Annotated in this window: 18 protein-coding genes; 12 read left to right on the plus strand and 6 right to left on the minus strand. The window is 74.6% G+C overall.

Annotated elements, in window-relative coordinates:
- The first annotated feature begins 314 nt into the window (after positions 1–314).
- The 4 genes from infC (at position 315) to ACYSMR_RS14190 (ending at position 3,040) form a co-directional block, all read left to right on the plus strand.
- Positions 315–1,292 (plus strand): translation initiation factor IF-3, encoded by a 978-nt coding sequence (gene infC, locus ACYSMR_RS14175; RefSeq protein ID WP_461748031.1) that lies wholly within the window; start codon positions 315–317, stop codon positions 1,290–1,292.
- A 148-nt stretch (positions 1,293–1,440) separates the two neighbouring features.
- The gene (gene rpmI, locus ACYSMR_RS14180) at positions 1,441–1,635 is read left to right on the plus strand and encodes a 50S ribosomal protein L35 (RefSeq protein ID WP_047803998.1); all 195 of its coding nucleotides are present in this window, start codon (positions 1,441–1,443) and stop codon (positions 1,633–1,635) included.
- Positions 1,636–1,727: 92 nt separating this feature from the next.
- Complete coding sequence (gene rplT / locus ACYSMR_RS14185; protein ID WP_309126312.1) at positions 1,728–2,117, plus strand: 50S ribosomal protein L20; 390 nt, start codon at positions 1,728–1,730, stop codon at positions 2,115–2,117.
- A gap of 14 nt (positions 2,118–2,131) precedes the next feature.
- Entirely contained in the window at positions 2,132–3,040 is a 909-nt protein-coding gene (locus ACYSMR_RS14190) for a TrmH family RNA methyltransferase (RefSeq protein ID WP_251334055.1), read from the plus strand.
- A gap of 65 nt (positions 3,041–3,105) precedes the next feature.
- Here the strand turns inward: ACYSMR_RS14190 and ACYSMR_RS14195 are convergent, their stop codons facing one another.
- On the minus strand, positions 3,106–4,182 hold the full coding sequence (locus ACYSMR_RS14195) for a DUF808 domain-containing protein (RefSeq protein WP_309126314.1): 1,077 nt from the start codon (positions 4,180–4,182) through the stop codon (positions 3,106–3,108).
- Positions 4,183–4,339: 157 nt separating this feature from the next.
- Between ACYSMR_RS14195 and ACYSMR_RS14200 the strand changes: the two genes are divergently transcribed.
- Entirely contained in the window at positions 4,340–4,843 is a 504-nt protein-coding gene (locus ACYSMR_RS14200; RefSeq protein WP_461746067.1) for a (deoxy)nucleoside triphosphate pyrophosphohydrolase, read from the plus strand.
- Here ACYSMR_RS14200 and ACYSMR_RS14205 read toward each other — a convergent pair.
- Together ACYSMR_RS14205 and ACYSMR_RS14210 are read right to left on the minus strand one after the other, a co-directional pair.
- On the minus strand, positions 4,819–5,241 hold the full coding sequence (locus tag ACYSMR_RS14205; RefSeq protein ID WP_461746069.1) for a hypothetical protein: 423 nt from the start codon (positions 5,239–5,241) through the stop codon (positions 4,819–4,821). The genes ACYSMR_RS14200 and ACYSMR_RS14205 overlap by 25 nt on opposite strands.
- A gap of 13 nt (positions 5,242–5,254) precedes the next feature.
- The gene (locus ACYSMR_RS14210) at positions 5,255–6,337 is read right to left on the minus strand and encodes an IS110 family RNA-guided transposase (RefSeq protein WP_461746071.1); all 1,083 of its coding nucleotides are present in this window, start codon (positions 6,335–6,337) and stop codon (positions 5,255–5,257) included.
- Between the two features lie 592 nt (positions 6,338–6,929).
- Here ACYSMR_RS14210 and pheS point away from each other — a divergent pair.
- From pheS to ACYSMR_RS14225, 3 genes are all read left to right on the plus strand, one after another.
- Positions 6,930–8,000: a phenylalanine--tRNA ligase subunit alpha gene (gene pheS / locus ACYSMR_RS14215; RefSeq protein ID WP_309125858.1), complete on the plus strand. Its 1,071-nt coding sequence runs from the start codon at positions 6,930–6,932 to the stop codon at positions 7,998–8,000.
- 3 nt (positions 8,001–8,003) lie between these two features.
- Positions 8,004–10,556 carry a phenylalanine--tRNA ligase subunit beta gene (gene pheT / locus ACYSMR_RS14220; RefSeq protein ID WP_309125857.1) on the plus strand — a complete coding sequence of 851 codons (2,553 nt, stop codon included), beginning with the start codon at positions 8,004–8,006 and terminating at the stop codon, positions 10,554–10,556.
- A gap of 198 nt (positions 10,557–10,754) precedes the next feature.
- Positions 10,755–11,405, plus strand: a complete 651-nt coding sequence (locus ACYSMR_RS14225; protein WP_461746074.1) for a hypothetical protein — start codon at positions 10,755–10,757, stop codon at positions 11,403–11,405.
- A gap of 47 nt (positions 11,406–11,452) precedes the next feature.
- Here the strand turns inward: ACYSMR_RS14225 and ACYSMR_RS14230 are convergent, their stop codons facing one another.
- The 3 genes from ACYSMR_RS14230 to ACYSMR_RS14240 are packed head-to-tail and all read right to left on the minus strand — an operon-like array spanning position 11,453 to position 17,854.
- On the minus strand, positions 11,453–12,796 hold the full coding sequence (locus ACYSMR_RS14230) for a M1 family metallopeptidase (protein ID WP_461746076.1): 1,344 nt from the start codon (positions 12,794–12,796) through the stop codon (positions 11,453–11,455).
- Between the two features lie 41 nt (positions 12,797–12,837).
- Positions 12,838–16,833 (minus strand): Pls/PosA family non-ribosomal peptide synthetase, encoded by a 3,996-nt coding sequence (locus ACYSMR_RS14235; RefSeq protein WP_461746078.1) that lies wholly within the window; start codon positions 16,831–16,833, stop codon positions 12,838–12,840.
- Positions 16,834–16,885: 52 nt separating this feature from the next.
- Complete coding sequence (locus tag ACYSMR_RS14240) at positions 16,886–17,854, minus strand: quinone oxidoreductase family protein (protein ID WP_461746080.1); 969 nt, start codon at positions 17,852–17,854, stop codon at positions 16,886–16,888.
- A 178-nt stretch (positions 17,855–18,032) separates the two neighbouring features.
- On the opposite strand from ACYSMR_RS14240, the gene argC reads away from it, so the two are divergent.
- From argC to ACYSMR_RS14260, 4 genes are read left to right on the plus strand one after another with little or no spacing between them, the layout of a single operon-like run.
- Complete coding sequence (argC, locus tag ACYSMR_RS14245; RefSeq protein WP_461746082.1) at positions 18,033–19,082, plus strand: N-acetyl-gamma-glutamyl-phosphate reductase; 1,050 nt, start codon at positions 18,033–18,035, stop codon at positions 19,080–19,082.
- Positions 19,079–20,293 (plus strand): bifunctional glutamate N-acetyltransferase/amino-acid acetyltransferase ArgJ, encoded by a 1,215-nt coding sequence (gene argJ, locus ACYSMR_RS14250; RefSeq protein WP_251334044.1) that lies wholly within the window; start codon positions 19,079–19,081, stop codon positions 20,291–20,293. The genes argC and argJ overlap by 4 nt, the downstream gene beginning before the upstream one ends.
- Before the next feature lie 54 nt (positions 20,294–20,347).
- Entirely contained in the window at positions 20,348–21,289 is a 942-nt protein-coding gene (gene argB / locus ACYSMR_RS14255; protein WP_309126367.1) for an acetylglutamate kinase, read from the plus strand.
- Complete coding sequence (locus ACYSMR_RS14260; protein WP_309126368.1) at positions 21,286–22,599, plus strand: acetylornithine transaminase; 1,314 nt, start codon at positions 21,286–21,288, stop codon at positions 22,597–22,599. The genes argB and ACYSMR_RS14260 overlap by 4 nt, the downstream gene beginning before the upstream one ends.
- Positions 22,600–22,604: the final 5 nt, after the last annotated feature.

The raw sequence follows: 22,604 nt of genomic DNA on the forward strand, positions 1-22,604 counted from the left end.
CAGTGTGCAAGTGGAGGAGACTCCCACCCGCGCCGGCCACGACCCCGGTCCTCCCGCAGGACCGGTCGGCGGCCGCCGGGTCCGCGACGACATCGTCCGCACGACGGCCCGCCACGGGGACAGCTCTCCGCAGCGTGCCGTCACGCAGCACGGCCCCCTCCGGGGCGCCGTAGCGATGAGCCTCCGCTTGCCGACCGCAGCGGGGGCTTTTGTCGTTGCGGAGCGCAACCGAACCATGACGCTTTCCGGTAGCCGCCGGGGAGCACGCGAAAGAGCAGGAGCACGGCATCAGCGATCCACGCATCAATGACAGAATCCGCGTCCCGGAAGTCCGCCTCGTCGGTCCCGGTGGCGAGCAGGTCGGCATCGTCCGCGTCGAGGACGCGCTCAGGCTGGCCCGCGAATCGGATCTTGATCTGGTCGAGGTGGCACCGAACGCGAAGCCCCCGGTGGCCAAGCTCATGGACTTCGGCAAGTACAAGTACGAAGCCGCGGTCAAGGCCCGCGAGGCCCGCAAGAACCAGACGAACACGGTCCTCAAGGAGGTCCGCTTCCGCCTGAAGATCGACACCCACGACTACGACACCAAGGTCGGCCACGCCAAGCGGTTCCTGGCCGCCGGTGACAAGGTCAAGGCCATGATCCAGTTCCGCGGCCGTGAGCAGCAGCGTCCCGAGATGGGCGTGCGCCTGCTCGAGCGCTTCGCGAACGACGTCGCCGAGGTCGGGGCCGTGGAGTCGAGCCCGCGGGTGGACGGGCGCAACATGGTGATGGTCGTGGGTCCGCTGAAGAACAAGGCCGAGGCCAAGGCCGAGGCGCGCCGCCAGAAGCAGCGCGACGAGGCCAGGGCCGAGAACGAGCGCAGGGCCCAGGAGAAGATCGACACCTCCTCGGCCGAGCCCGTGACGCAGACGATCGGGGACGCGTTCCCGGCCGAGCTGCTCGCCCAGGCCGCCCAGGCCCAGGCGCCGGAGCAGCAGGCGGCGCCGGAGCAGGCCCCGGAGCCGCAGGCGGCCCCCGAGGAGCAGGCGCCGGTGGAGCAGGCAGCGCCGGAGCAGGCAGCACCGGAGCAGGCGGCGCCCGAGCCCGCGCCGGCACCGCAGCAGCCGGCGGCACCGCAGCAGCCGGCGGCACCGCAGCAGCCGGCGGCACCGCAGCAGCCGGCGGCACCGCAGCAGCCGGCGGCACCGCAGCAGCCGGCGGCACCGCAGCAGGCGGCGCCCCCGCGGCCCGCGAAGCCCACGCCGGCGCGTCCGACGCCCGGTCCCCGGCCGGGTCCGGGCAGGGCCTGAGCCCGCCGCGCGCGGACAGCAGAACTGACAACGCCCCCGGGCGGGCAGCCGGTCCCCGGCTGTGCCCGGGGGCACCGTTGAGGTGCGACGGACCTCGTCGCGCCCTCCGGCGGTCACCGCCGGACAACTCGTAAGGAGAACGGCTCACATGCCGAAGATGAAGACCCACAGCGGGGCCAAGAAGCGCTTCAAGCTCACCGGTACCGGCAAGGTCAAGCGCCAGCAGGCCAACCGCCGCCACTACCTGGAGCACAAGTCCTCGCGTCTCACCCGCCGTCTGGCCTCCGACCAGATCGTGACCCCGGGCGAGGCCAAGGTCATCAAGAAGATGCTGGGCAAGTAGGCCCACCCCACCCCCGGGGAGCGACGCTCCCCGCCCCGCACAGTTGTGACCTCCCGGCCGGACGGCCGGGACCGAAGTGAAGGAGTACACACGTGGCACGTGTGAAGCGGGCAGTCAACGCCCACAAGAAGCGCCGGGAGATCCTCGAGCAGGCCTCCGGCTACCGCGGCCAGCGCTCGCGCCTGTACCGCAAGGCGAAGGAGCAGGTCACCCACTCGTTCGTCTACAGCTACAACGACCGCCGCAAGCGCAAGGGCGACTTCCGCCGCCTGTGGATCCAGCGGATCAACGCCGCGGCCCGCGCCAACGGCCTGACCTACAACCGCTTCATCCAGGGCCTGAAGGCCGCCGAGGTCGAGGTCGACCGCCGCATGCTCGCCGAGCTGGCGGTCAACGACCAGGCCGCGTTCGCCGCCCTGGTCGAGGTCGCCAAGAACGCGCTGCCGGAGGACACCTCCGCGCCGCGCGAAGCCGCCGCCTGAGCACTGCCGCCGCAGTGAACCTCACGGAGCGCCTGGCCGCCCAGCCGATGTCCAACCCCCGAGCCGATCGGGTGAAGGACGTCGCGGGACTGGCCGGGCGCTCCGCTCGTTCCAAGCGCGGGCTGTTCCTCGCCGAGGGGCCGCAGAACGCCCGCGAGGCCCTGGCCCGCCACCTCGAGTCCCCGTGCGTGGACGCCGTCTACGTCACCGAGGACGCGCTGACCCGCCACCCGGACATCGCCGGGCTGCTCGAGCGCGTCGCCGAGGACCGGTCCGTGTTCGCGCGCCTCGTCACCCGCGACGTGCTCGCGGCGATGAGCGACGCCGTGACCCCGCAGGGCGTCGTCGCGGTGTGCCGGACCCTGCACGTGCCCGCGGAGACGGTCCTCGCGGCGCGCCCCCGGCTCGTCGCGGTCCTGGCCCGCGTCCAGGACCCCGGCAACGCCGGGACGGTCCTGCGCGCCGCCGACGCCGCCGGGGCCGACGCCCTGGTGCTCACCGCCGGCAGCGTCGACGTCTACAACCCCAAGACCGTGCGCTCCACGGCCGGCTCGCTCTTCCACCTGCCGGTGGCCGTGGGCGCCGACCTGCCCGCGCTGCTCGACACCGCGCGCGCGGCCGGGTGCGGCGTGCTGGCCGCCGACGGGCACGGCGACGTGGACCTGGACCGGCTCCAGGACGCCTCCGCGGCCCGTGCCGCCGGGCTGGACGTCCTCGACGCCGGCTACGACCTCGCCCGGCCCACCGTGTGGCTGTTCGGCAACGAGGCGCAGGGCCTGTCCGAGCAGGAGAAGGCCCTGGCCGACCACCGCGTGGCCGTGCCGGTGCACGGGCGCGCCGAGTCCCTCAACGTGGGCACCGCCGCCACCGTGTGCCTCTACGCCTCGGCCCGCGCGCAACGCCGCGGTGCCCGGCCCGCCTGACGCCGCAGACGCGGCGACGGCGCAGCCCCGCGGGGGGCTGCGCCGTCGGTTCCTGCGCCCGGCCGTCAGCGGGCCGCGGTGGATCCCCCGTCGGCCGGGGGCGCGGCGTCGCCCGGGGCGCTGCCGTCCTGGGCCGCGGGTGCCGCCGCGGAGTGCTTCCCGTGGTGCTCGCCGGAGGCCTCCTGCTCGGCGTGGTGGTCCCCGTGCCGGCCCTTGCCGAAGGGCAGCAGCTCCCACACCAGCACCAGGACCGCGCCCCAGGCCAGTCCCAGCACCGCGGAGAAGAAGGTGTTCGTGAGCCAGGCCAGCGCCGCGCCGAGGCCGCCGTGGACGGCCCCGTGCACGAGGGTCTCGACGTGGTGCACGGCCTCGTACGGGGCGTGCCAGCCCAGCTCGTCGATCCCGACGAGGATGATGTGCCCGCCCACCCACAGCATGGCGGCGGTGCCCACGACCGAGATGACGGTCAGCAGCTTGGGCATCCCCTTGACCAGGCCGCGGCCGATCCTCTGGGCGGCCGGGGACCTCCGCTCGGCCAGGTGCAGGCCGAAGTCGTCCATCCGGATGATCAGCGCCACCACGCCGTAGACCAGGGCGGTGATGCCGAGGGCCACCACCACCAGGATGGCCGCGCGCGCGAGCAGCGGTTCGTCGGCCACCTCGTTGAGGGAGATCACCATGATCTCGGCCGAGAGGATGAGGTCGGTGCGCACCGCGCCGCCGACCATCGTGTCCTCGGCCTCCCGGCTCTTCTCGACCACCGGGGTCTTCTCCCCGGCCCCGTGGCCGGAGAGCTTGCCCCAGATCTTCTCGGCGCCCTCGAAGCAGAGGTAGCTGCCGCCGAGCATGAGGATCGGGGTCAGCAGCCACGGCGCGAACTGGCTCAGCAGCAGCGCCACCGGCAGGATGAACAGCAGCTTGTTGCGCAGCGAGCCCTTGGTGATGCGCCAGATGATGGGCAGCTCGCGCGCCGGGGAGATGCCGTCGACGTACTGGGGGGTCACGGCGGTGTCGTCCACGACGACGCCCGCGGCCTTCATGCTCGCCCGGCCGGCGGCCGCGCCGATGTCGTCCACGGAGGCGGCGGTGACGCGGGCCAGGGCGGCGACGTCGTCCAGCAGGGCCATCAGTCCACCGCTCATCGGAGGGCCTCCAGGTCGATCGTGGTGCGGGTGGGCGGAGCTGCGGTGATGATCAGCATGGTTACAGGGTATGTGCAAGAGGCCGGGATGCAGCACTCCGGCGGACCGGCGGTTCCGCGCACGCTCCCCGTGGCCGCGGGGCTGGCAGACTGGTCCGGTGACCTCCTCCCTCCCCACCGGCCACCGCACCCAGGTGGTCGGCGCCGCCCTGCTGGACGACGCCCGCCGGCCCGCCTCCTTCCTCGCCGCCCAGCGGGCCTATCCCGAGGCCCTGCGCGGGCTGTGGGAGTTCCCCGGCGGCAAGCAGGAGCCGCGCGAGAGCTGCGAGGAGGCCCTCGTGCGGGAGTGCGCCGAGGAGCTCGGCACCCGGGTGGAGCTGCTGGCCGAGGTGCCGGGACCGCACGCGCAGGGCTGGCCGCTCAAGGACACCGCGGCGATGCGGGTGTGGACCGGCGTGGTGGCCGACGGCGCGCCCGCCCCCGTCGCGGGGGAGGACCACCTCGCCGTGCGCTGGCTGCCGCTGGCGGAGCCCGGCGCCGTGCTGTCGCTGCCGTGGATCCCGGCCGACCTGCCGATCGTGCGCGCGCTGCTGGAGCAGCTGCGGGACCGACCCCGGTCCCGGGGGCAGGCTCGGGCTCAGCGGGGACCCGGGACGCGGTAGCCGCCGTCGGCGAGGCCGGCCCGCACCTCGAAGACGTTGCGCAGGGCCGGGTGCCCGGCCCGCAGCAGGGACCACGCCGCGGCGGCGGCGTAGAGCGGCAGGAACGGCAGGCCGAGGCACAGCGCGTACTGGCTCGCGTGGCGCGCCTCGTGGGCCACGAGCCGGGGACGGGCCACGACGTCGTGGATCCCGGCGCGGAACAGGACCACGTTGCCCACGGTGAACGCCCCGGCCTTCGGCAGCCGTGGCCGGTAGCCGAAGCCGAGGATCAGCCCGTCGGGCCCGCGCACCAGCTTCGTGCCCGTGGCGGCGGCGACGAGCAGGCCCAGCGGCGTCGACAGGTTCGCCATGTTCCACACCGCGCGCATCCGGTGCCCGGGGCTGAGTTCGGCAGTCATGGTTGCTCCTATGTCAAGCAGCTGTTGGTAGGCAGGATGGGGATTCGATGTGCTGGTTGGTCAGGGGCTTCTGCGCCTGATCGCGGATCAGGAGGTAGTACACCACGCGGGCGATCTTGCGTTTCATACAGCGCAGAGCCTCCATGGTGGTCTTTCCACTGGCTTTGAGCCGTTCGTAGTAGTCCTTGCCAGGTCCTGGCAAGCGGATCTGGGTGATCGCGATTCGGTGCAGGGCGCAGTTGAGCTGTCGGTTCCCACCCCGATTCAGTCGTACTCGTCCGGCGGTCTTGCCCGACCACACCGGGATCGGGGCCACCCCGGCGGCCATCGCGAAGCACGCCTCGGTACGGAACCGGCCCACCCCGGCGACCTCGGCGTAGATCGTCGCCGCGCTGACCTCCCCGCACCCGGGCAGCTCCAGCAACTGCGGTGCCCGTAGCCGTACCAGGGCCCGGATCCGTGCGCTCAGCCCGGTGATGGCCTCACACAGCCGCTCCACATCGGCCAGGACCTGCCCGGCGATCTCCGCGACGATGCCTACCTGCCCGGCCAGGAACCCCCGGATCTGTGTCCGCACCCGGGCGCGGTCCAGGGACCGCGGGGCCGGATCGAGCTCGGGATCCAACTCGTGCAGGTGCCAGCGCAGGCGGTTGATCGCCCGGGTGCGCTCGGCCACGAGGTCATCGCGGCGGGCCACCAGCAGCGCCACTTCCCGGGCGGGCTCGTCGGTGACCGCCCTCGGCAGGTCCTCCTCCCGCGCCACGGCCCGGGCCACCGCCAGCGCGTCGATCGGATCCGACTTGCCCCGGGTCCGGGCCGAGGCCCGGTGCCGGGCCATGAGCTTGGTGGGCACCCGCACCACCGGCTCACCGTGAGCCAGCAGGTCCCGCTCGAGCATCCCCGACAGGTGCCGGCAGTCCTCGATGCCCCAGACCCGGCTTTGATCGATGAACGCCGTGCGCGCCCACCGATAAGCCTTCTCGTGACCGGCGTGCGTGGCCGCGACCGTGAGCTGGCCGATCTGCTTGCCGGCCGCGTCCACGGCCACGAACGTATGGGAATGCTTGTGGACGTCCGCGCCGATGGCAATCACCATGGTGAGTGCCTCCCTTCCCAGTGAGGTGACCGGTTGGGCCGGTCGGCGGGCACTTCTCAGTGGGGGCGATGCCACGCTCCTATCAAGCCACGCCGACCGGTCCTTCACACCTGATGCCGGCACAACCATGGCCAGCCAGCCCCAACGGAGCGGCATCGAGGCTATGAGCCAGGCACCAGGTGCAAAGGATCCAACCACCGCAGCACTTGCGGCACCACTCACCCTCACACTGACTCCGAGGCTACGGCGTGGACGGGGCCAGGGGGCCCCGCCCGCGTCCAGGAGCACGGTCCCGGCGGCGGCGAGCGGCTCGCCGGAGAAGACGGCGCCGATCGCGACGACCGCCAGGTCAGGGAAGGGGCAGGGCCCCGTCGGGCTCCTTCGGCGGGCGGGAGCGCGTGCTCCCGTCCCGTCAGGTGCGGCCGGGTCCGGGCGACCGGCCCGGCCGCACGGGCGGGACCCGGAGCACCTGGCATAGACTGGGGCCCGCCCGTGATCCGTGCCGATCCGGGCTTTCCCGTGGAACGAACCGCCCCGAGGGGCCGGAGCGCGCCCGGACGAAGCCGTCCCCGAGCCGAAGAAGTCAGTGCTGATGTCTGAACTGCCACCCGAGACCGCCGCGAGCGGCGCGGTCGACCCGACCGACGAGGCCGCGGTCGCCGCCGCCGTGGACGCGGCGCTGGCCGCCGTCGAGAACGCCAAGGACCTGGACGAGCTCAAGGAGGCCCGGCTCGCCCACGCCGGGGAGCGGTCCCCGCTGGCGCTGGCGAACCGGCGGATCGGATCGCTGGACAAGGCGCAGAAGGCGGCCGCCGGCAAGCTGCTGGGCCAGGCCCGCGGCCGGGTCGCCAAGGCGATCACCGCCCGCACCACGGTCCTCGAGGAGGAGCGGGACGCCCGCATCCTCGTCGAGGAGGCCGTGGACGTCACCGCCGCCGGCCGGCGCCGGCGGCTCGGCGGGCGCCACCCGCTGACCAACCTCATGGAGCGCATCGGCGAGACCTTCGTGGCCATGGGCTGGGAGGTCGCGGACGGGCCCGAGGTCGAGTCCGAGTGGTACAACTTCGACGCCCTGAACTTCAAGCCGGACCACCCGGCGCGGGAGCTGCAGGACACGTTCTTCGTCGACCCGCCCGAGGCGCACCTCGTGCTGCGCACGCACACCTCCCCGGTGCAGATGCGCACGCTGCTGACCCGGGAGCTGCCGGTCTACGTCGTCGTCCCCGGCCGCACCTACCGCACCGACGAGCTCGACGCCACGCACACCCCCGTCTTCCACCAGGTCGAGGGCCTCGCCGTGGACAAGGGCTTGTCGATGGCCGACCTCAAGGGCACGCTCGAGCACTTCGCCCGGCAGATGTTCGGCCCGGAGGCGAGGATCCGGCTGCGCCCCAACTACTTCCCCTTCACCGAGCCGTCGGCCGAGCTGGACGTGTGGCACCCGAACGCCAAGGGCGGGCCGCGCTGGATCGAGTGGGGCGGGTGCGGGATGGTCCACCCCAACGTGCTGCGCGCGGCCGGCATCGACCCCGAGGTCCACTCGGGCTTCGCGTTCGGCATGGGCATCGAGCGGACCCTGATGTTCCGCAACAACGTCCCGGACATGCACGACATGGTCGAGGGCGACATCCGCTTCAGCGAGCACTTCGGGATGGAGATCTAGAACATGCGAGTTCCTTTGTCATGGCTGCGCGAGCACGCGCCCGTCCCGGCCGGCGCGACCGCCGAGGACGTGCTGGCCACCCTCGTCGAGGTCGGCTTCGAGGAGGAGGCCGTCCACCGGCCCACGGACGAGCTCAAGGGCCCGGTCGTGGTGGGCCAGGTGCTGTCCAAGGAGCCGGAGACCCACTCCAACGGCAAGACCGTCAACTGGTGCACCGTGCGCGTGGTCCCCGAGGGCCGGCAGCAGACGCTGACCGGCAAGGGCATCGACCCCTCCGGCGTGCAGGGCGTCATCTGCGGCGCCCACAACTTCGAGGTGGGGGACAAGGTCGTCGTGACCCTGCCCGGCGCCGTGCTGCCCGGGAACTTCGCGATCTCGGCGCGCAAGACCTACGGCCACACCTCCGCGGGCATGATCGCCTCCGTGCGCGAGCTCGGGATCGGCGAGGACCACGACGGCATCCTGGTGCTCTCGCGCCTGGGCCTGGACCCGGAGATCGGCGCCGACGCCCTGGAGCTGCTCGGGCTCTACGACGAGGCCGCCGAGATCAACGTGACCCCCGACCGCGGCTACGCGTTCTCGGTCCGCGGCGTCGCCCGCGAGTACTGCCACGCCGTGCACGCGCCCTTCGCCGACCCGGCCGGGGCCGTGGCCGCCCGCGTGCCCGCCGCCACCGCCGACGGGTTCCCCGTCGCGGTCGACGACGCCGCCCCCATCCACGGCAACCCCGGCTGCACCCGCTTCGTCGCCCGCACGGTGACCGGCATCGACGCGGGCGCCCCGACGCCCCCGTGGATGGCGGCGCGCCTGCGCCTGGCCGGGATCCGCTCGGTCTCCCTGCCGGTGGACATCTCCAACTACGTCATGCTCGAGCTCGGCCAGCCGCTGCACTTCTACGACCTCGCCGCGCTGAGCGGCGGCCTCGGCGTGCGGCGCGCGGCGCCGGGGGAGACGCTGACCACGCTGGACGGCAAGCAGCGCACCCTGCACCGCGAGGACCTGCTCATCACCGACGGCTCCGGGCCGATCGGCCTGGCCGGCGTCATGGGCGGGGCCACCACCGAGGTCTCGGACGGCACCGTGGACGTGCTCGTGGAGGCCGCCCGCTTCGACGAGGTCTCGATCGCCCGCACCGCGCGGCGGCACCGGCTCTCCTCGGAGGCGTCCAAGCGCTTCGAGCGCGGCGTGGACCCGCAGCTCGCCCCGGCGGCCGCCCAGCGCGCCGTCGAGCTGCTCGTGGAGCTCGCCGGCGGCACGGCGGGGACCGAGGCCACGGACGTGGACCGCACCACGGAGCCCGCCCCGATCGAGCTGCCCTGGGACTACCCGGCCCGGCGGGTGGGCGTGGACTACACCGCCGAGCAGGTCGTGCCGGTCCTCGCGGAGCTCGGCGCGCAGGTCACCGCCACCGACGACGGCTGGCGCGTCGTGCCGCCCACCTGGCGCCCCGACCTCGTCGCCAAGGAGGACCTCGTCGAGGAGATCGCCCGCCTCGACGGCTACGACCGGATCCCGTCCCGGCTGCCCGTGGCCCCTCCCGGCCGCGGCCTCACCGCCGAGCAGCAGGCCCGCAAGCGCGTGGCCGACGCGCTCGCGGCCGCCGGGCTGACCGAGGTGCTCGCCTATCCGTTCGTCACCTCCGTGGACAACGAGCTCTGGGGCGCCCCGGAGCCCGGTGTGCCGGTGCCGTCCGTGAAGCTGGCCAACCCGATCAGCGAGGCCCAGGGCCTGCTGCGCGTCTCGCTGCTGCCGGGCCTGCTCGACGTCCTGCGGCGCAACACCTCCCGCGGCTTCCGTGATCTCGCGCTGTACGAGATCGGGCGCGTCTTCCGGCCGGTGCAGCCGCTGGGCTCCCCGGTGGTGCCGCCGCTGGGTGCCCGGCCGTCCCCGGAGGTGCTCGACCAGCTGGAGGCCGGCATCCCCGCCCAGCCGCGCCACCTGGCGGCGGTGCTCGCCGGCCGGGACGCGGCGGAGACCCCCTGGGTGAGCCCGCGAGCCTTCGACTGGCAGGACGCGCTCGACGCGGCCCGGCTGGCCGCCGAGGTCCTCGGCGTCGAGCTGTCGGTGCGCCAGGGCGCGCACCAGGCGTTCCACCCGGGCCGCACCGCGGTGCTCGCCACGGCCGACGGCACGCCCATCGGCTACGCCGGCGAGCTGCACCCGAAGCTCGTGGCCGCGCAGGACCTGCCCGCCCGCACCGTGGCGATGGAGCTCAACCTCAGCTCCCTCACCGCCGCCGAGACCGGCGTGGTGCAGGCGCGGGCCCTCTCCGGCTACCCGGCCGCGACGCAGGACGTCGCGCTCGTCGTCGACGCCGCGGTGCCCGCCGCGGCGCTGCGCACGGCCCTGGAGGACGGCGCCGGGGAGCTGCTCGAGGACGTGCACGTGTTCGACGTCTACCAGGGGCCCGGCATCGAGGACGGGAAGAAGTCGGTGGCGTTCGCGCTGCGCTTCCGCGCCCCGGACCGCACCCTGACGGCCGACGAGGCGTCCGCGGCCCGCGAGGCGGCCGTCGCCGTGGCCGGGCAGCGCCACGGGGCCGTGCTGCGCGGCTGAGCCCGTCCGCGCCTCCGACGGCCCGCGCCCCGCCCCGGGGCGCGGGCCGTCGCGCGTACGGGGACGGGCCCCCGGGTAACACGCGCGCACGCCCAGGAGGTGCCCGGCGAACTTGGGTACTGTGGCACCGGGTCACCGCCCGCGCCGCCCCGGTGCCGCGGCCCCCGCTTCCCCCCGCCCCCGTCCCAGGAGCCCAGCATGACCGAGGAGACCACCGACCGGCAGGACGCGTTCTTCGCCTTCGACGACGACACCGAGGACGGCGCCGGCGACCGCCCCGAGCACGAGCGCGACGACGACCGGCGCGCCGGACGCGCGATCGCCTGGAAGCCGATCGCGGTGGGGCTGCTCGGGCTCCTCCTGGGCCTCGTCCTCGCCGTGAGCGCGGCCCTGTCCTGGGACGAGTCCCGCCGGCTGGCCGCCTACGCCGACCGCTCCTGGGTCGTCTCCGGGCAGTACCAGGACCTCACCAACGACCTGCGGACGAAGACCTACAACCCCATCTACCGCGGCGCCCTGCCGGGGGACCCGGCCGTCGCCGAGCAGCCCTTCGACTCGGGCCTCGCCGACCCGCGCGTGCCCACGCCGGGGGAGGAGGTCGTCTTCCGCGGCACCCAGACCGGCTCCAGCGAGGAGGACTTCCACCCGGAGGCCGACGCGCTGCTGGCCGTGGAGGACGGCACGCTGCAGGTGGTCGAGACCGCCGAGGCCGGCGAGTTCGGGGACGGCATCACGGCCGGCACGGTGGCGTGGCAGCGGGTCCAGGCCGCGCTGCTGCTGCTCGCCGGGCTGGCCGCCGCGGGCGCCGGCGTCTGGTTCGCGCGCCGGCTCTACCGCGAGCAGCACTGACCCGGAGCGGTCCGAGCTCCTCGCCGCCGGCGCGGCCGCCCGGGGGTTCAGCCGGGGAAGCCGGGCAGGGCCGGGCGGAACAGCCAGTCGTGCAGCAGGGCGGTGAGCTGCTCGCGGGGGAGGGCGGGGCAACTCCCGGCCACGTGCGCCTCGAACAGCTCGGTGGTGACCAGGCCGTGGCGGTACCGCTCGGTCCAGGAGCGCAGCATCGGGAAGAAGGCGTCGTCGCCCACGGCGGCCCGCAGCGCGTGGACCGTCAGGGCGCCGCGCTTGTAGACCCGGTCGTCGAACATGGCGTCGGGGCCGGGGCGCCCCACCTCGAGGTCCTGCGGGGCCGCGCGCAGCCCCTCCCACGCGGCCCGGGCCCGGCGCGCCGCGGACCACCCGCCGGAGGCCTCGGACCACAGCCACTCCGCGTAGCAGGCGAAGCCCTCGTGCAGCCAGATGTGCTGCCAGCCGGAGGCGGTGAGCGAGTTGCCGAACCACTGGTGGGACAGTTCGTGGGCGATCAGCCGCTGGTTGTCCCAGGAGTGCGCCAGGTGGTTGCGGCCGAAGACCGAGCAGCCGAGGGCCTCCAGCGGGATCTCGAGGTCGTCCTCGGCCACCACCACCGTGTAGTCCTCGAAGGGGTAGGGGCCGAAGGCCTCCGTGAACGCGGCCATCATCTGCTCCTGGGAGCGGAAGCCCTCGGCGCACTCGTCGGCCCGGCCCACCGGGTGGACCAGGTACTGGGGGACGGGTCCCTCCACGAGCCGGGTGCGCCGGTAGTCGCCGATCTGGACGGTGGCGAGGTAGGTCGGCGTGGGGACGTCGAGGCGGTAGACCCAGGTGCGGCGGCTGGCGTGGCGGGTCCGGGACTCGAGCCGGCCGTTGGCCAAGACGTAGTACTCCGCGTCGGTGGAGACCTCGAAGCGGAAGGTCGCCTTCTGCGACGGGTGGTCGTTGCAGGGGAACCAGGTCGAGGCCCCGGTGGGCTGGCCCGCCACGAGCACGCCGTCCGTCAGCTCCTCCCAGCCGATCTCGCCCCAGGGCCCGTCGGCCGGCCCGGGCCGGCCCCCGTAGCGGATCTCCAGGGTGAACTCCTCCCCGTGCTCGAGGGGACGGGGGAGGGTGACGGCCAGGCGCGGGCCGTGCTGGGCGAACCGGACGGGCTTCCTCCCCCCGTGCTCCGCCCCCAGGCCCGCGCGGACCCGGCTCACGGACAGCCCGGTGAGGTCCAGCTCGATGCGGGGGGACGAGCTCCGGGCCGTGCAGTGCAGCACGGCGTCGCCGGCCAGCCGGTTGCTCTCCACCCGGTAGTCCAGCTCCAGGTCGTACCGGTGCACGCGGACGGCCGGGGTCCCGGCCGCCGGGGTGTACGGGTCCGGGAGGGGGGAGGAGGTGACGGGCACGCGGGGCCTTTCGTGAGGGGTGGGGGCGGGAACGGGTCCGGTCACGGACCGGTGGCGGCGCCGGCGGTCGGGACGGGGACGTTGCGGGACCAGGGCCGGACCGGGTTGCCGGTCCAGTAGGAGGCGGCGGGCACGGACTCGCCGCGCATCACCAGCGACACGGGTCCCACCGTCGTGGCGTCCCCCACGCTCGCGGCCGGGAGGATCACCCCGTGCGGGCCCATGGTCGCGCCCGTCCCCAGCGCCACGGTGTCCAGGGACATGATGCGGTCGTGGAAGAGGTGGGTCTGGAGGACGGTGCCGCGGTTGACGGTCGAGGCGTGGCCCAGCCGCACGAGGTCCGCCTCGGGCAGCCAGTAGGTCTCGCACCACACGCCGTGGCCGATCCGGGCCCCCAGGGCGCGCAGGTACCAGACGAGGGCCGGGGTGCCCGCAGCGGCGTTCGCGAACCACGGGGCGGCCACGAGCTCGACGAACGTGTCCTGCAGCTCGTTGCGCCAGACGAAGGAGCTCCACAGGGGGTGCTCGCCCCCTCGGATGCGACCCACGAGCGCCCACTTGACGAGCACGGACAGCACCGCCGCGAGCAGGCCCGCCCCCATCATCACCGCGCCGGAGACCAGGCCGGCCACCGCGTAGCCGGAGCCCTGGACGATCCGGTCGAGGACCAGCACCGTGAGGAACACCAGGGCGGTCGAGGCGACCACGGCCGTCAGGCGCAGGCTCTCGACGGCCCCGCGGAGCACCTTCAGCCGCGCGGGCGGGGCGTACGTCAGCGCGTCGTCCGCCTCGACCGCCGTGCGCCGCAGCCGGATGGGGGGAGAGCCGAGCCACGAGGACCCGGCCTTGGCCTTCTCGGGGGCGGAGGACAGCACGGCCACCAGGGAGTTCTTGCGCACCCGCCGCCCGGCGGCGGCGAGGCCGGAGTTGCCGAGGAAGGAGCGCTTGCCGATCTTGACGGGACCGACGTGCATCCACCCGCCGCCGAGCTCGTAGGGGGCGAGCTTGGTGTCGTCGGCCAGGAAGGCGCCGGCGCCGATGGTGGTCAGGCAGGGGATGAGCACGGCCGTGGAGATCTCGGCGTCGCGGCCGACCCTGGCGCCCAGCAGCCGCATCCAGACCGGGGTGGAGAGCCCGGCGTAGAGCGGGAACAGCAGCTCGCGGGCCATGTCCATCACCCGCTCCGTGGCCCAGATCCGCCATCCCACGGCCGAGCGGACGGGGTGGTGCCCGGCCGTGATGCCCCGGGACAGGGCCCGGACGACCGCGAGCACCAGCAGGGCGCAGACGAGGAACCACACCAGCGCGGCCAGCGGCACGGCCCACAGCAGGGTCCGGTCCGCGAGCAGGGCGGTGAGGGTGGGCGCCTGCCCCAGCTCCGGGCGCAGCGCCGCGCCGAGGACGGCCGCGGCGGCCGCGGCGGCGAGGTAGGGGATGGCCGACAGGACGACGGAGGCGAGGCCGTAGGCCGTCGCCCACCAGCGGGAGCGCGGCGCCGGCCCCGCGGGCCACCCGGGGCGGTGCCTGCCCGCGGCCTGGGCGGGGGAGCCCTCGGCGCGCACCCCGTCCTTGACCCTCCCGAGCACCGCGGAGCCTGCGCCGACGCGGGCCCCGCGCCCGATCCGCGTGCCGGGCATGAGCGTGGAGCGGGCACCCACGACGGCGTCGGCACCGATCTGGACGGACCCGACGTGGAGCACGTCGCCGTCGATCCACCAGCCGGACAGGTCCACCTCGGGCTCGACGGCGGCCCCGCGGCCGACCGTCAGCAGACCCGTGACGGGCGGGACGGAGTGCAGATCGACGTCGCGGCCGATCCGTGCGCCCAGCGCCCGGGCGTAGTACGGCATCCACGGGGCCGAGGACAGCGACACGGCCCGCGACGCCTGGGCGATGCCCTCCACCAGCCACAGCCGCAGGTGCACCCGCCCGGAGCGGGGGTAGTCCCCCGGGGTCAGGCCGCGCAGGAGGATACGGGCCGCGAGCACGGTGAGGCCCATCCGGCCGAGCGGGCTGAGGAACACGAGCCAGGCCGCCAGCACCCACCACCAGGACACGACGGGGGCGCCGGGCAGCAGACCGGTCGAGCCCAGGACGTTGTTGAGGACCAGCAGCCAGGTGAGCCAGCGCATGCCCGCCAGGACCTGCAGGGGCACGCCCATGAGCGTCTGGAAGACCTGCGAGCGCCGGGCGGTGCGCCGCACGGAGCGCTCGTCGGTCGCGTGGGCCGCGGCCCGGGGCTTGGGGGCGTCACGGCGCACCATCTCGACGAGTGCGCCCGCGCGGGGGTGGGCGTAGACGTCCGAGACGGTGACGGTGGGGTACTTCTGCCGCAGCGCCGAGACGAGCTGCGCAGCGGCCAGCGACCCGCCGCCGTGGGCGAAGAAGTCGGCGTCCGGTCCCACCGGCCCGACGCCGAGGACCGCGGCCCACTGCTCGAGGATCCAGCGGTCCTCCTCGTCCGTGCCGGTGAGGTCCGCGGCGGCGGCGTCCGCGGCCCCGGGCAGGGGCCAGGGGAGGGCGCGCCGGTCGACCTTGCCGCTGGTCTTGGTGGGGAGGTCGTCGGTGACGGCCAGGAGGGGGACCAGCGCGGCCGGCAGCGCCTGGGCCAGGTGCTCCCGGGCCGCGGCGGTGTCGAACGGCGCCGAGGCCCCGCGGGCGTCCTCCGGGACCAGGTAGCCGACGAGGACCTGGTGGCCGGCGGCGGTCTCCTGGACGGCGGCGGCCGCGCCGCGCACGCCCGGCAGGGCCTGCAGGGCCGCGTCCACCTCCCCCAGCTCGATCCGCCGGCCCCCGAGCTTGACCTGGTCGTCGGCCCGTCCCACGAACAGCAGGCCCGCCGGGTCGTAGGTCACGAGGTCCCCGGAGCGGTAGGCGCGGTCCCAGCCGAGGCCGGGCATGGGGGCGTACTTCTCGGCGTCCTTGGCGGGGTCCAGGTAGCGGGCCAGGCCCACGCCCCCGATGATCAGCTCGCCGGTCCCGCCCTCCGGCACGGGGACCCCGTCGGCGTCGACCACGGCGAGGTCCCAGCCGTCGAGCGGCAGGCCGATCGTCACCGGCGCCCCGGCGTGCAGCTGCGCGGCGCAGGCCACGACCGTGGCCTCGGTGGGCCCGTAGGTGTTCCACAGCTCCCGGCTGCCGTCGGCGAGGCGGTCCGCCAGCTCGGGCGGGCAGGCCTCACCGCCGAAGATCAGCAGCCGGACGGAGTCCAGGGCGGTCGCCGGCCACATGGCGGCGAGGGTGGGGACGGTGGAGACCACGGTGATGCCGCGGGTCTCGAGCCAGGGCCCCAGGTCCGTGCCGGAGCGCACGAGGGAGCGGGGGGCGGGGACGAGGCAGGCCCCGTGGCGCCACGCGAGCCACATCTCCTCGCAGGACGCGTCGAAGGCCACGGACAGCCCGGCGAGCACCCGGTCCTGCGGACCGATCGGGTCCTCCCGCAGGAAGAGGCGGGCCTCGGCGTCCACGAAGGCGGCCGCGGAGCGGTGGCTGACGGCCACGCCCTTGGGCCGGCCGGTGGACCCGGACGTGAAGATGATCCAGGCGTCGTCGTCGGGGGTGGGCATCCGCGGGGCCGGGTACGGTCCCGTGCCGGTGCGCCCCGGTGCCACGGTGATCGAGCCGCCCGCGCCGACGGTGCCGGCGACGCCCGCCTCGTCGAACACGAGCCGGGCGCGCTCCTGCGGGTCGTCGGCGTCCACCGGCACGTACGCTGCGCCCACCAGCAGCACGGCGAGGATGCCGACGTAGAGCTCCGCGGTGCCCGAGGGCACCCGCACGCCGATCCGGTCGCCCGCCCCGAGGCCGGCCGTCGTCAGGCGGCGGCCCACGGCGCGGACCTCGGCCAGCAGGTCGGTGTAGCTGAGGGAGCGCTCCCCGTCGTCGAGCGCGGGCGCGTCGGGGTGCTCCTCGGCGGTCGCCAGGAGCACCTCCACCAGGGTCCGCTCCGGCGGGCGGGCGGCGGCACCGGACAGCTGGGGGCGGTGCGCGGCGGCGGGCGGGCGAGCGGGGAAGGAGAGCAGGACGTCGTCGGTCACGCGCTCATTGTCCCCCGGGCGGAGGAGCGCCCCCGCCCGGGGGTGAGCCCCGTCACGGGACCAGCAGCAGCTTGCCCTGGGCGGACCGGGACTGCAGGACCTCGTGGGCCCGCCGCGCGTCCGCGAGCGGGAACGTCCCGGCGACCCGCACGCCCAGCGACCCGTCGAGCACGGCGTCGAACAGCTCGCCGGCGCGCCAGTTGCGCTCCTTCTCGTCGAGCAGGTAGTCGTTGAGCGTGGGCCGGGTGACGTACAGCGACCCGTGGTGCGCCAGCCGCTGCAGGTCGAACGGCGGGACCTGCCCGGAGGACCCGCCGAAGAGGACCAGCATCCCGCGCTTGCGCAGCGCCCGGAGCGACTCGTCGAAGGTGTCCTTGCCCACGGAGTCGTAGACGACGTCGGCGCCGCGGCCCCCGGTGAGCTCCCGGACCTGCTCGGCGTAGCCCTCGTAGCCGACCAGCGCGACGTCGGCGCCCAGCGAGCGCGCCGTCCCGGCCTTCTCCGGGGAGCCGACCAGGGCGACCACCGTGGCCCCCAGCGACTTCAGCAGCTGCACCACGAGGCCGCCGACCCCGCCCGCGCCGGCGGTGATCACGGCGACGTCGCCCTCCCGCACCGGGCAGGTGGAGCGGACCAGGTAGTGCGCGGTGAGCCCCTGCAGGGGCAGGGCCGCGGCGACCTCGTCGGGGACGCCGGTGGGCACGCGCAGGGCCTTGTCGGCGTCGACGACGAACGCGTCGGCGTAGGTGCGCGAGGCCTGGGACGTCGTGATCCGGTCGCCCAGGGCGAAGTGCGCCACGCCGGGGCCCACGGCCGTCACGACGCCCGTGCCCTCCGAGCCGGGGGTGAAGGGGTGCTCCACGGGGTAGACGCCCTCCCGCTGGTAGACCTCGATGAAGTTGACCCCTGCCGCCCGCGTCTCGACCAGCAGCTGGCCCGGACCGGGCTCCGGGTCCGGGCGCTCGCCGAGGACCAGCACCTCGGGGCCTCCGGCCTTCTCGACCATGACGCAACGAACCATGACGGGTACCTCCTGGGCATCGAGGACGCGGACTCCTGCCATCGTAGGCGTCCCGTTCCGGCGCGGGCCGGACCCCGGGGCACCTCCGCGGGCCGTGCACTCGACCCACTCCCGGTCCGCCCCGCCGTGGTGCATAATTATTGATGTGGGTGCATAACTTTGAGCTAGAGTGGGCGGCATGACGTTCAGCGCAGCAGTTTCCGGGGCCTCGGGGTACGCCGGCGGAGAGGTCCTGAGGATCCTGACCGGCCATCCGCAGATCGAGATCGGCGCGGTGGCCGCGCACTCCAGCGCGGGCCGGCGGCTGGGGGAGCTGCAGCCCCACCTGCACTCCCTGGCGGACCGGGTGCTCGTGGAGACCACGGCCGAGCTCCTCGCCGACCACGACGTCGTGTTCCTCGCCCTGCCGCACGGCGCGTCCGCGGAGGTCGCGGCGCAGCTGCCGGCCGGGACCGTGGTGATCGACGCGGGCGCGGACCACCGGCTGGACTCCGCCGAGGAGTGGAACCAGTTCTACGGCTCCGAGCACGCGGGGACCTGGCCCTACGGGCTGCCCGAGCTGCTCGTGGACTCCCGGGGCACCCGTCAGCGCGAGCAGCTGCGCGGTGCCACCCGGATCGCGGTGCCCGGGTGCTACCCGACCAGCGCGCTGCTCGCCCTGGGCCCGGGCTTCGCGGCGGGGCTGCTCGAGCCGCAGGACGTCGTGATCGTCGCCGCGTCCGGGACGTCGGGCGCGGGCAAGGCCCTCAAGGCCCACCTGCTCGGCGCGGAGGTCATGGGCTCCATGGCCCCGTACGGGGTGGGCGGTGCGCACCGGCACACCCCCGAGATCGAGCAGGGCCTGGCGAAGGCGGCGGGGGAGCCCGTCCGGATCTCCTTCACCCCCACCCTGGCCCCGATGCCCCGCGGCATCCTCACGACCGCCACCGCCCGGGTCGCCGAGGGCGCCACGGCCGCGCAGCTGCGCGAGGCCTGGGAGGCGGCCTATGCCGCGGAGCCGTTCGTCACCGTCCTGCCGGAGGGGCAGTGGCCGGCCACGAAGTCGGTCGCCGGCTCCAACCACGCCCAGCTGCAGCTGGCCCTCGACGCCCGCGCGGGCCGGGTGGTCGTCACGTGCGTGATCGACAACCTCGTCAAGGGCACCGCCGGCGGTGCCGTCCAGTCCATGAACCTCGCCCTCGGCCTGCCCGAGGACACCGGCCTCACCCTTCAAGGAGTCGCCCCGTGAGAACGTATCCGTCCCAGCAGCCCGCCGGCTCCCTCGTGGTGGACACCACCCGTGGCGTGGCCGCCGCCCGGGGCTTCCGCGCTGCCGGCGCCACGGCGGGGTTCAAGGACTCCGGCGGGCCCGACCTCGCCCTGGTCGTCAACGACGGGCCCAAGAGCACCGTCGGGGCGGTCTACACCACCAACCGGGTCGCCGCGGCCCCGATCCAGTGGTCCAGGGCCGTGACCGCCGACGGCAACGCCTCCGCCGTGGTCCTCAACTCCGGGGGCGCCAACGCGTGCACCGGCACGCAGGGCTTCCAGGCCTCGCACCGGACCGCCGAGCTCGTGGGCGAGGCCCTCGGGATCGGGGCGGGCGACGTCGTCGTGTGCTCCACCGGGCTGATCGGCGTCCAGCTGCCCATGGACGTCATGGAGCGTGGCGTCCCCCTGGTCGTCGGGGCGCTGGGGGACGACGACGCCGCGGGCGCCGCCGCCGCCCGGGCGATCATGACCACCGACACCGTGCCCAAGCAGGCCGCCTACGTCCGCGACGGGTGGACCGTCGGCGGGATGGCCAAGGGCGCCGGCATGCTCGCCCCGGGCCTCGCCACCATGCTCGTGGTCCTCACCACCGACGCCGACCTGTCCTCGGACGGGCTGCAGTGGGCCCTCGAGGACGCCGTGAAGGTGACCTTCAACCGCACCGACTCCGACGGCTGCATGTCCACCAACGACACCGTGGTGCTCCTGGCCTCCGGCGCGTCGGGCGTCGTCCCGGACGAGTTCGAGTTCAGCCAGGCCGTCACGGCCGTGTGCCACTCCCTGGCCCAGCAGCTGATCCGGGACGCCGAGGGTGCCTCCCACGACATCGAGATCACCACCGTCAACGCGCTGACCGAGAAGCAGGCCGAGGACGTGAGCCGGTGCGTGGCCCGCTCCAACCTGTTCAAGGCCGCGATCTACGGCAACGACCCCAACTGGGGCCGCGTGCTCTCCGCGGTGGGCACCACCGACGCCGCGTTCGACCCGGACAAGCTCGACGTCACGATCAACGGGGTGACCGTGTGCCGCAACGGCGCGATCGGGGACCCCCGCGAGGGCGTGGACCTCGCGGCGGACCGGCGGGTGACCGTGCTCGTCGACCTCAAGGCCGGCGACGCCGACGCCACCGTGTGGACCAACGACCTGACCCACGACTACGTCGAGGAGAACAGCGCGTACTCGAGCTGACCCCGACTTCGACCGGACCCACCGCCCCTTCCGAGACGACGGCGCAGGAGAACGATGCCCCACCCCACCGAAGCGACCACCGACGCGAGCCCCGACGGGACCGCCCAGCACAAGGCGGGCGTCCTGGTGGAGGCCCTGCCCTGGATCCAGCGCCACGCCGGCTCCGTGATGGTCTTCAAGTACGGCGGCAACGCCATGGTCTCCGAGCCTCTGCGCCGGGCCTTCGCCGAGGACATGGTGCTCCTGCGCCACCTCGGGGTGAAGCCCGTCGTCGTGCACGGCGGCGGCCCCCAGATCAACCGGATGCTGGAGCGGCTGGGCATCGAGTCCGAGTTCCGCGGGGGACTGCGCGTGACCTCGCGCGAGGCCGTCGACGCGATCCGCATGGTCCTCACCGGCCAGGTCCAGCGCGAGCTCGTCTCCCTGCTCAACGCCACCGGGCCCTACGCCGTGGGCCTGTCCGGGGAGGACGCCTCCCTCTTCGGCGCGGTGCGTCGGGGCACGGTCGTGGACGGCGCCCCGGTCGACCTCGGCTGGGTGGGCGAGGTGGTCGCGGTCGACGCCGCGCCGATCACCCAGCTGCTCGACGCCGGGCGGATCCCGGTCGTCTCCTCCGTCGCCCCCGAGGTCGACGAGCACGGCCGGCCCACGGGCGAGGTCCTCAACGTCAACGCCGACACCGCGGCCGCCGCCGTGGCCGTGGCCCTGCGGGCCGAGCAGTTCGTGGCCCTCACCGACGTGGAGGGCCTCTACGCGAACTGGCCGGACAAGGACTCCCTGATCTCCTCCCTCACCGCCTCGGAGCTGCGCGAGCTGCTGCCGACCCTGCAGTCCGGGATGATCCCGAAGATGGAGGCGGCGCTGCGGGCCGTGGAGGGCGGGACGGGCCGGGCCTCCATCGTCGACGGGCGCACCGCCCACTCCTGCCTGCTCGAGATCTTCACCGGCACCGGCACCGGTACCCAGCTCACCCCCGACGACGGAGCCCACTCATGACCGCGCTCGACTCCACCCCTTCCCCGGCCTCTCCGGCCTCCGCCCAGCAGGGCCTGCTCGGCGAGTACGCCGAGTCCCTGCTCGGGGTCTTCGGCAGCCCGTCCCTCGTGCTCACCCAGGGGCAGGGCTGCACGGTCACCGACGCCGACGGCAAGGACTACCTCGACCTGCTGGCCGGCATCGCCGTCAACGCGCTGGGCCACGCCCACCCCCGGTGGGTGGAGGCCGTGAGCCGCCAGCTGCGCACCCTCGGGCACGTCTCCAACTTCTTCACCTCGCCGCAGCAGATCGCGCTGGCCGGGAAGCTCCTCCAGCTGGCCGGGGCGCCCGCCGGCTCCCACGTGTTCTTCACGAACTCCGGGGCCGAGGCCAACGAGGCCGCCTTCAAGCTGGCCCGCCGCAACGGCCACGAGCGGCCCGGTCCCGACGGCCGGCCCCGCACCACGGTCCTCGCCCTGGAGTCCGGCTTCCACGGCCGCACCATGGGAGCCCTGGCCCTGACGGCCAAGGAGGCCTACCGCACGCCCTTCGAGCCCCTGCCCGCCGGGGTGCGGCACATCCCCGCCACGCTCGAGGCGCTCGAGGAGCACCTCGACGACACGGTCGCCGCGCTCGTCGTGGAGCCGATCCAGGGCGAGGCCGGCGTGCTCGGGCTGCCCGAGGGGTACCTGCGGCGCGCCCGGGAGCTCACCCGCGAGCACGGCGCCCTGCTCGTCGTCGACGAGGTCCAGACCGGCGTGGGCCGCACCGGCCGGTGGTTCGCCTCGGCCGCCGAGCTCACGGGCCCGGACCTGCCCGACGCCATCACCCTGGCCAAGGGCCTGGGCGGCGGCTTCCCGATCGGCGCGATGCTCACCGTCGGCGCCGAGGTCTCCGGGCTGCTCACCGCCGGCCAGCACGGCACGACCTTCGGCGGCAACCCGCCGGCCACCGCCGCCGGGCTCGCCACCCTGTTGGTCATCGAGGAGGACGACCTGCTCGGCAACGCCCGCACCGTGGGCGCCGTGCTCGCCGAGGGGCTGCGGGCCACCGCCGGCGTGCGCTCCGTGCGGCAGCACGGGCTGCTCATCGGGGCCGACCTCGACGTGCCCGAGGGGGCCGCGGCCCCCTTCGCGCCCGCCGTCGTCGACGCCGCGCGCGAGGCAGGGTTCCTCGTCAACGCCCCGGGGCCCGCGACCCTGCGCCTGGCCCCGCCCCTGGTCCTCACCCCGGAGCAGGCGCGCACCTTCGTGGCCGCCCTGCCCGAGATCCTGTCCACCGCGGCCGCCGCCGTCACGGCGCCGGCCGAGAGCGCACCGAAGGAAGCCTGACCGTC

The sequence above is a fragment of the Kocuria sp. U4B genome, from assembly GCF_054875615.1.